10 protein-coding genes are annotated in these 9114 nt (G+C 31.0%); 5 read left to right on the top strand and 5 right to left on the bottom strand.

The genetic code is table 11. The features are described from left to right. Nucleotides 1-2: 2 nt before the first annotated feature. Nucleotides 3-995, bottom strand: a complete 993-nt coding sequence (locus SJY34_RS03480; protein ID WP_400078944.1) for a GNAT family N-acetyltransferase — start codon at nt 993-995, stop codon at nt 3-5. A gap of 33 nt (nt 996-1028) precedes the next feature. Beyond that, nucleotides 1029-2201, bottom strand: coding sequence for a proline dehydrogenase family protein (locus SJY34_RS03485; RefSeq protein WP_400078946.1), 1173 nt, complete (start codon nt 2199-2201; stop codon nt 1029-1031). 97 nt (nt 2202-2298) lie between these two features. On the opposite strand from SJY34_RS03485, the gene aroB reads away from it, so the two are divergent. Further along, entirely contained in the window at nt 2299-3369 is a 1071-nt protein-coding gene (aroB, locus tag SJY34_RS03490; RefSeq protein ID WP_400078948.1) for a 3-dehydroquinate synthase, read from the top strand. Here aroB and SJY34_RS03495 read toward each other — a convergent pair. The 3 genes from SJY34_RS03495 to SJY34_RS03505 form a co-directional block, all read right to left on the bottom strand. Continuing rightward, nucleotides 3366-3881 carry a DinB family protein gene (locus SJY34_RS03495; RefSeq protein ID WP_400078949.1) on the bottom strand — a complete coding sequence of 172 codons (516 nt, stop codon included), beginning with the start codon at nt 3879-3881 and terminating at the stop codon, nt 3366-3368. The genes aroB and SJY34_RS03495 overlap by 4 nt on opposite strands. 61 nt (nt 3882-3942) lie before the next feature. After that, nucleotides 3943-4422 carry an Lrp/AsnC family transcriptional regulator gene (locus tag SJY34_RS03500; RefSeq protein ID WP_400078951.1) on the bottom strand — a complete coding sequence of 160 codons (480 nt, stop codon included), beginning with the start codon at nt 4420-4422 and terminating at the stop codon, nt 3943-3945. Nucleotides 4423-4496: 74 nt separating this feature from the next. Beyond that, nucleotides 4497-5645 carry a M14 metallopeptidase family protein gene (locus tag SJY34_RS03505; RefSeq protein WP_400078953.1) on the bottom strand — a complete coding sequence of 383 codons (1149 nt, stop codon included), beginning with the start codon at nt 5643-5645 and terminating at the stop codon, nt 4497-4499. A 304-nt stretch (nt 5646-5949) separates the two neighbouring features. Between SJY34_RS03505 and SJY34_RS03510 the strand changes: the two genes are divergently transcribed. The 4 genes from SJY34_RS03510 to SJY34_RS03525 all read left to right on the top strand — a co-directional run bounded on the left by SJY34_RS03510 (nt 5950) and on the right by SJY34_RS03525 (nt 9111). Continuing rightward, a complete protein-coding gene (locus tag SJY34_RS03510; protein WP_400078955.1) occupies nt 5950-6324 on the top strand; it encodes a helix-turn-helix domain-containing protein in 375 nt (124 codons plus the stop codon). A 38-nt stretch (nt 6325-6362) separates the two neighbouring features. Further along, nucleotides 6363-6752 (top strand): hypothetical protein, encoded by a 390-nt coding sequence (locus SJY34_RS03515; RefSeq protein WP_400078957.1) that lies wholly within the window; start codon nt 6363-6365, stop codon nt 6750-6752. Between the two features lies 1 nt (nt 6753). Beyond that, a complete protein-coding gene (locus SJY34_RS03520; protein ID WP_400078959.1) occupies nt 6754-7539 on the top strand; it encodes a TerC family protein in 786 nt (261 codons plus the stop codon). Nucleotides 7540-7701: 162 nt separating this feature from the next. Beyond that, complete coding sequence (locus SJY34_RS03525) at nt 7702-9111, top strand: MBOAT family O-acyltransferase (protein WP_400078961.1); 1410 nt, start codon at nt 7702-7704, stop codon at nt 9109-9111. Nucleotides 9112-9114: the final 3 nt, after the last annotated feature.

The following is a 9114-nucleotide window of genomic DNA, read 5'->3' on the forward strand; positions in this document are numbered from 1 at the left end:
GTCTATTTCTTTGAAGAGAAAATACCCATTAAATGATGAAATAATAGATTTACCTTTTTATCTCGTAGATATTGTTTAAAATTATGTAAACCAGACACCGTTTTAGCAATGGTTTTTGCTTTTAGGGAATTAGAGTCGTAGATAATATGACGTTCAAAAACATAATCTGTATCACACCAACGTTTTTTATAGTCACTTTCACCTTTAGAAAAATCTAAAGTTTTTACATTATTTTCTAGACACCATTCTACAAGTTTATAGATCTCAATATTTCCTATTCCGAGTCGAGAATATTCAATATCAAAAGTTCTCATTGCAACAACAAATGTATCTTCGAAAGCAAAGTTAATTGATATAGCAATTGGAACTTCACTATCGTAAATCACAAATAACGCTACTTTGCTTTCATTTATCATAGGAAAAAGGACCTCCTCATAAAAATCCCACATGGGCAAAAGCGTATTCTCAGTATTAATGCCCTCGAATCTAATTTCCATCATTTGACGGAAGTCCTTCAATAGTGTATCGTAATCATTACGATCTATGTCACCGAAAAACATTTTACTTGAGATGTTATGTTTTTCTTCCAACTGTTTCAGAGATCTTCTAAAATTATACCTACTCTTACGAGAACTATAACATTTTAAAACCACATCATCAATACTTTCGTACTGTTCAACATTAATGTAGAACCCCTTGTATTGTTTGAGTTTTATGACTTTTAAATCCCCATTAAAATTTATATCAGATTGTAAATATTGCGGAACATCATAAAGCAAAAAAGACTTTCCCTTAAAGTCCGTCTCCTCTTCGTTAATTTCATAAAACAAACCATTAGTGTAATTTCCTCCAATATTAACGTACTGCCCTGAATAATTTCCTTTTATAAATTTTACTCCATCTAAAAACTTAAACTCGTGCGCTTTTTGATTATTACCGTAATGTTTTAACCAAATGTTTACATAGGTTGAAGAAGAAAAAGGGTTAGATAACATGAACATTTATTTTGCCCAAAAGTACAATTTATTTTATAATTTTCGTCGACGCTTTTCGGCTTTTAGTAGAGATAATTCTCTACTAGTTTGCCCAGCAACTGACGTATTCTCCTCGGCTCTTCTAATTAAGTATGGCATGACATCTTTTACGGGTCCAAAAGGAATATACTTTGCAACATTATATCCCTGAGCCGCCAAATTAAAGCTTATATGATCACTCATACCATAGAGTTGCCCAAACCAAACATTATTATCTTCTTTAGAAATTTTATATGTCTCCATAAGCTCCATTGCCAAATAACAACTTGCTTCATTATGTGTACCTATAAAAATCGAAATGTCATTAAGGTTTTCTAGTATATAGTTTAAAGCCGCATTAAAATTATCGTCTGTTGCTTGCTTATTTTCACAGATTGGAGAGTTATAGCCTCTTTCTTGTGCTCTATCGCGTTCCTTTTCCATGTAGGCACCACGGACTATTTTCATTCCAACTTTAAAGCCTTTTTCTTTGGCTCGTTTATGCAGCTTTTTTAAATAATCTAATCTATCCCATCTATACGTTTGTAATGTATTATAAACAATTGTTTTATCAGTATTGTAGAGTTGCATCATTTCTTCAACCAAATCATCTGCTGCATCTTGCATCCAACTTTCCTCACCATCAATTAAGACTTCTACATCCTTTTCTTTTGCAAGTTTACAAACCTTATCAAATCGTCCTACTATTCTATCCCACTCTTCTTGTTCACTTTGGGTAAAATCAACTCCTTCAGTCTTTTTTTGATATAAATGAAAACGACCAAACCCCGTTGGTTTAAAAACGACAATTGGCATAGCGTCTCTCTCATCACAAAAATGAATGATTTTTAGTATTTTATTTAGGGCATTATCAAACTGATCTTTTGTTTCCTTTCCTTCTACAGAATAATCTAAAACAGAACTAACTCCTTCAGTGTAAAGGTTATCTATTACGGACAAGCAGTCGTCTTCATTAACACCACCACAAAAATGATCAAATACTGTAGAGCGAATCAATCCTTCGACGGGCAAGTTAGCCTTAAGCGCAAAATTAGTAGCAGCAGTACCAATACGAACCAAAGGTTGAGAAGAAATCATTTTAAATAAAAAATAAGCACGTTCTAATTCAGAATCAGATTTTAATACAAATGCAGTCCTTGTATTTTCAAAAAGAGAGTGGTCTATCATTAAGAAATAATTATTAATGCAAATATATTTATTCTAAGGCTTACTTTTTTTCTAAAAACTAAGTATTTTCACGGCATCAATTTAGATGATTTCTATTATGAACTCTATTTCTACAAAAAAATCCGTGGTTTATTTTAATACTGATGTTTACTCTGAACTCAATAACTACATAAAAAATAAGAAACCATCTACGATATTTATTCTTGTAGACACGAATACAAATGAATATTGTCTTCCTCATTTCCAAGAACAATTAGAGTCAGGTGACATTGTTGTTGAAGTTATGGAAATGCCAAATGGTGAAGACCACAAAACCATAGATATTTGCATGGGAGTCTGGGAAGCCTTATCTGAATATAATGCAGATAGAAAAAGCTTATTAATAAACTTAGGAGGTGGAGTTGTTACGGATTTAGGAGGATTTGTAGCCAGTACATATATGCGAGGTATTGCTTACATAAATATACCAACCTCTTTATTAGCAATGGTTGACGCCTCTGTAGGAGGAAAAACTGGTGTGGACTTAGGTGCTTTAAAAAATCAAGTTGGAGTTATAAATGAAGGTATTATGGTTGGTGTCGATACTTCTTTTTTAAGTACCCTTCCACAAAATGAAATGGTATCTGGTTTTGCTGAAATGATTAAACATGGTTTAATCTATGATAAAACATACTGGAATACGTTAACAAATCTTGAAGATTTAGATATTTCTGATTTAGATAAATTAATCTATGATTCTGTTGTGATAAAAAACAAAGTTGTGTCCGAAGACCCTACAGAAAAGGGTTTAAGGAAGATTCTCAACTTTGGGCATACCCTTGGTCATGCTATAGAAAGTTACTTCCTTGGGAATGGAGATAAAACTCCTTTGCTTCATGGTGAAGCTATTGCCATAGGAATGCTTCTAGAAGCGTATTTATCTACAAAAACTTGTGGACTAAGTCATAGTGAATTCCATACCATTACCGAAGGTATTTTAAAAACGTTTTCTAAAGTCCCAATAAGTAAGGCTGATCAAGAAATTATCATCAAACTATTGGTACATGATAAAAAGAATAGTCATGGTGTCGTTAAGTTTGTACTTTTAGAGGCTATAGGAACACCTAAAATAGATTGCGTTGTTAGTAATGAACTTATTTTAGAAGCTTTCGACCATTATTCAGCTTAAAGATAGCGCTCTCTTATAACTTGGTTGTGATGATTCTCGTGACCTGTTAGAATATAACCGATAGCTCTTACTGAAATTGGAAAGCCACTCGCCTCACCTATTTGTTCTAAATCTCCAGAATTAAAACTACGATATAAAGCTATAGACCCTTGCCTAACTATTTTATATTCCTCTATTAAATCGAATAAAGAACGTGAACCTGCTTTAGCTGAAACAACATATTCATCTTGATCAAAACCAACTAATGCCGTTTTATCTTGCCTTGCTATGCGCAACGCTCTATATGTAAAAATACGCTCCGTATCAATAATATGAAGTAAAATGTCTTTTACAGTCCATTTACCTTCAGCATAAGCAAAATTATGTTTTTGTGCAGGTATAGCTGAATAAAATGATACCACCGAATCTAAATTTTGTTTTAAACCTTCGACTATATTTAGGTTAGATGCTGAATCTATATAAGATTTATAGTATGGATTAAATTCTTTTGTATTTAAAGTTTCCGAAATCATAGACTAAAATTAAAAAAGCCCTTAGAATAACTAAAGGCTTTATATTGTAAAATCACGTTATTTAAAGCTCATTAAAAATAGTGTGCATTAACCGCTTTTTGTCATTAAGGCTTTCTTCTAACGAAATCATAGTTTCTGTTCTATAAACACCATCAATGTCATCTAACATAAATATAATTTCCTTTGCATGCATTGTGTCTTTAGCTCTAATTTTACAGAAAATATTAAATTTTCCAGTCGTAATATGTGCAACAGTAACATAAGGTATTTCTGTAATGCGTTCTAAGACAAATTTGGTTTGTGATGTGTTCTGTAAGAAGACACCAACATATGCTATGAAAGAATACCCTAGTTTTTTATAATCTAATGTTAAAGATGATCCTCTAATAATACCAGCCTCTTCCATTTTTTTTACACGAACATGAACTGTACCCGCAGAAATCAATAATTTTTTTGCAATATCTGTAAAAGGAATCCTAGTATTATCGATAAGCATATCTAGAATTTGGTGGTCAACTTCGTCTAATTTGAATTTTGCCATAATTGAATTATATTTATTAGATAAGCAAAAATAGATGATTTTTATTGACAATAACGCATTTTGATTGAATTATTTTAAACAAAAAGTGGTATTTTCTTATTATTCACTAATACGAAATCGTTTTCGTAACCCACTTTTAGCTCTAAATTTTCCAAAGTTTTTACAAAAGCACCTTTTACATCTATTTCTTTATGACCAAAGAATTTTTCTAACTTCGAAATTCTCTCAACAACAGGAATAAATTCAACTTTACCAGCTTTCAAGACTTCTTTGTATTGAATTGCTACATCAATAAGCACATTATCATCATCTTCAGAAATTCTTGCATTTCTTATAATAATATCGTGAAAGCATTTCGAATTTTCAGGAATTTCAAAATAGTCTTTGCTACCAGAAATATATATGCCATCGGATATAACGACCAGAGCTTTTATAAGGGCAATAAAAATGAAACGCCTTACCTCTTCCCTTTCATAATCATTCTTATAATGACCAGCTTCATATAAAAGTGTAGGAACTCCAAAATTTTGAAATGTATCGCCAACACAATTAAAATTAAATCCGTCATCATATCTCCCAATTGCATAAGGTATTTCGGTCTGCAATAATTCATTTATCTGCGAAATGATTGCCATGGCAGTCTTTCTGTTTTGGGTTAAGGAGCGTTTTTCATCTTGAGAAGGTGATAAAAAAGATAGTGTGGCTGCATTACCCGAAGTTCCAGCACCAAAAATAGTACGTTGCCCATGTAAATTAAAACAATAATTTGGTTTGAAGTCGGTATAAACTTCTCGTAATACTCTGCTTTCGGGCTGAGATAAGTCTTGAGCATCTCTATTAAGATCAATTTTATTGGCATTTAAACGTGTGTAACGCTCTGCACCATCTGGACTTAAAATAGGAATAACCATTAACGTACATGCCTTTAAAATACGATTCGGAATCTCATTATTGGTTTCAAAAAGATTAAAACAATCAAAAAGTGCCTTTGTAGTCGTAGATTCATTGCCATGCATTTGCGACCATAACAAAACTTTAATTGGTCCATTACCAAATCTTAAACTATAAATAGGTCGTTCCTCAACAGAATAGCCAACAACAGAAATTAATGATTTCGGTAATTTTGTTAAACACTTTTCTATGTGAGAATTGGTAACATAACGACCAAATAATTTTGGTGTTTTTAATAAAGAATACAAACTATTAATTTGCTGTAATTGCATTATCGAATTTTATTAAGTTACAAAAGTAATCATTTGATATTTTACAATTGTAAACAATTAACTTACGGCTTTTGTTACAATATTATACAAATAACATAAATTAAAGTATCAGACAACATACTAAAATTGAAAATAATTCAACGTATTTATTTTTCGTCATATAAATATATGATATTCAATATTTTATATATTAATATATTATTTTTTACTTTACATTATTTTATTACAAAAATGAATTATTTTAGATATTACAAATACTAATGTTTACTTTTGTAACGTTCTATTAGCAGAATAAAAGTTTACAATGATAAACTCCGCCAAATTTACTGAACGACTGCAAAAAGTTATTGATTTTTATGGTGAAACCGCTTCTGGTTTTGCAGAAAAAATTGGTGTGCAACGGTCTAGTATTTCTCATGTCCTTTCTGGCAGAAATAAGCCAAGTTTAGATTTTGTAATGAAAGTGCTACACGCCTATCCTGAGGTTGAATTGTATTGGTTAATGAATGGCAAGGGAGAATTTCCTAGTCAGCCAAAAATTTCAGAATCTCCAAATTCAAATATATCAGAACCCAAAATCGAATCTAAAACATCAGAGGCATATCCAAAATCTGACTCTGAAATAGAAAAAATAATTATTTTCTATAAAGACGGAACTTTTAAAAGCTACAAGCCTTAAAATTGATTTAGCGATTCATTATCTTTACCCAAAGATTTATGATGAGGCTAATTATTTTATTTATCGCAATGCTATTATTAACTAATTGTTATAATGTAGAACGCAATTGTTCGGATTTTAAAACAGGTACATTTGAGTTTAATTATACTGTTAATGGTACTGAAAAAACTGCCCGATTTATACGAACAGACACATTAAGCATTGACTATTTTGAAGACAAAGTGGACTCTTCTTCTGTTCGTTGGATAAATGATTGTGAATTTATTCTTAAAACAATTAACCCTAAAAATAACTCAGAGAAAGATGATATTCACATGAAAATACTTTCTACTAAAGACAATACCTATACTTTTGAATATAAACGAGCTATTAAAAAGCCTAACAGAGAATGGCGAATAGAAAAAGGTGTAGCAAAAAAGATAAATTAATATGCTAGATTTTTTATTGACTTACGATGCTATTATGGCATTGATAACGCTAACATTTTTAGAGATTATACTCGGTATAGATAACATTGTATTTATTTCTATTGCTGCAAATAAACTTCCTGAACATCAACGTAGCAAAGCTACTAACCTTGGACTCATATTCGCATTGGTACAACGTGTTGTATTATTATTCTTTGTATCTTTTTTAGTTGGATTGAGTGAACCTTTTTACACCATTGAAACAAGTTGGTTATCTGCTGGAATAAGTTGGCAGGCAATAATTCTATTTACTGGTGGTTTGTTTTTAATTTATAAAAGTACTTCTGAAATAAGGGAAAAAGTTGAAACACCAACGCATGACGAAGATGAAGTAAAATCTAAAGTCATAAAATCGCTCAGTAATGCTATTATTCAAATTTTAATTATTGATTTTATTTTTTCCATCGACTCTATCCTTACTGCTGTTGGTATGACCAATGGTTTGCATCCAAATCATAATTACACGTTGGTCTTAATGATTATAGCTGTAATGATTTCTATTGGCATTATGATTGGTTTTGCTAATCCTATTAGAAAATTTATAGATACATACCCAAGTGTTCAAATCTTAGGGCTTGCTTTTTTAATTTTAATAGGTTTTATGCTTATTACCGAAGCTGCTCACCTGTCTGAAACTGAGTTCTTTGGTCAAACAGTTGGTGCCATACCAAAAGGATATCTCTATTTTGCAATTGCATTTTCACTTTTTGTTGAGTTTTTGAATTTTAAAACAGTCAAAAAGAAATAGTCCAGAACACTAATTAAGACTCTGTAAAAGTTATAGAACGTTGTTTTTAATCCGCTTAACTAAAATATGTGGTGTTTTTAGGATGGGAGAATTTGGATTTACTATATTTCGCAACATTTATCACGTTTTTAAAAGAACCCAAATCTGTAAAACACTCAGTTAATGCTTTTTAACTCGATAGAATATCTAATTTTCTTACCTATAGTTTTTATTATCTATTGGTTACTTAAGAATAATTATAAAAATCAGAACATCTTATTGCTTATATCTAGCTATGTATTCTATGGCTGGTGGGATTATAGATTTTTGTCGCTTATTTTATTCAGTTCATTCTTGGATTATTTTGTCGGACAAAAGATTGAGCAAGCTGTTGGAGATAAAAATAAAAAACGTTGGTTGCTTGTCAGTCTTTGTTCTAATTTAGGACTTTTAGGAGTTTTTAAATATTACAACTTTTTTGCCGATTCCTTTGCTAATACTATGTCAACTGTTGGTTGGGAAGTCAATGATCTGACTCTAAACATTATTCTACCAGTTGGTATTAGTTTTTATACATTTCAAACATTAAGCTATAGTATTGATATTTATAGAGGACAGATTAAAGCAAGTAGAGATATAGTAGGCTTTTTTACGTTTGTAAGCTTATTTCCGCAACTTGTAGCTGGTCCTATTGAGCGCGCTTCTAACTTAATACCTCAGATTGAAAAGAAAAGAAATCTTAATATTACATTAATAAAAACTGGTATTTTTCAAATATTTATTGGGCTATTTAGAAAAGTTGCTATTGCAGATAACCTAGGTGTTTATGTAGATTCTGTTTATGGAAACTACGAAATTCATAATAGTTCAACACTTCTTGTTGCTACCGTATTTTATGCCTTTCAGATCTATTTTGATTTTTCTGGTTATTCCGATATTGCCATTGGTAGTGCTAAATTATTTGGATTCAATTTTAACAGAAATTTCAATTTCCCTTACTTCTCAAAAACTTTAACTGAATTCTGGAGACGTTGGCACATGTCGCTCTCTTTTTGGTTAAGGGATTATTTATACATATCCCTTGGAGGAAATAGAAAAGGTATTGTTATTACATACAGAAACTTATTGTTAACTATGCTTCTTGGAGGCTTATGGCACGGAAGCTCCTGGAATTTTGTGATTTGGGGAGCTATTCATGGTTTATTCTTAAGTTTTGAAAAATATACATTTTCAGCGTTAAAAATAACGACATTTAATGCTTTAGGTTATATATATACCTTCTTCGTTGTACTAATTTCTTGGATTTTCTTTAGAGCTCCAGATCTTCAGTCGGCATCAACAATAGTCACTGAAATTCTTAGTTTCAATTATGGTTCAATATTTATTGGTGATATTAATGCTTTTGTAAACGCTTTGCTCTTAATATCAATTGGTATTTTAATTGATCTTAAGATATTTAGATCTAATATTCCATTAGAAGATTATGGTGTTCGTTTTAACGCTGTAAAACTTTCGTTTATAGTATCTGTAATTATATTAATGCTTTGCCTGTTCTATTCAACAGCTGAAAACTTTATTTATTTTCAATTTTAGATT

The sequence above is a fragment of the Winogradskyella sp. R77965 genome (assembly GCF_044594915.1).
GTDB lineage: Bacteria > Bacteroidota > Bacteroidia > Flavobacteriales > Flavobacteriaceae > Winogradskyella.

Bases quoted from the DNA above. Each gene is read 5' to 3' on its own strand.
- SJY34_RS03480 (WP_400078944.1), bottom strand. From the start codon at position 995: ATGTTATCTAACCCTTTTTCTTCTTCAACCTATGTAAACATTTGGTTA.
- SJY34_RS03485 (WP_400078946.1), bottom strand. From the start codon at position 2,201: ATGATAGACCACTCTCTTTTTGAAAATACAAGGACTGCATTTGTATTA.
- aroB (WP_400078948.1), top strand. From the start codon at position 2,299: ATGAACTCTATTTCTACAAAAAAATCCGTGGTTTATTTTAATACTGAT.
- SJY34_RS03495 (WP_400078949.1), bottom strand. From the start codon at position 3,881: ATGATTTCGGAAACTTTAAATACAAAAGAATTTAATCCATACTATAAA.
- SJY34_RS03500 (WP_400078951.1), bottom strand. From the start codon at position 4,422: ATGGCAAAATTCAAATTAGACGAAGTTGACCACCAAATTCTAGATATG.
- SJY34_RS03505 (WP_400078953.1), bottom strand. From the start codon at position 5,645: ATGCAATTACAGCAAATTAATAGTTTGTATTCTTTATTAAAAACACCA.
- SJY34_RS03510 (WP_400078955.1), top strand. From the start codon at position 5,950: ATGATAAACTCCGCCAAATTTACTGAACGACTGCAAAAAGTTATTGAT.
- SJY34_RS03515 (WP_400078957.1), top strand. From the start codon at position 6,363: ATGATGAGGCTAATTATTTTATTTATCGCAATGCTATTATTAACTAAT.
- SJY34_RS03520 (WP_400078959.1), top strand. From the start codon at position 6,754: ATGCTAGATTTTTTATTGACTTACGATGCTATTATGGCATTGATAACG.
- SJY34_RS03525 (WP_400078961.1), top strand. From the start codon at position 7,702: ATGCTTTTTAACTCGATAGAATATCTAATTTTCTTACCTATAGTTTTT.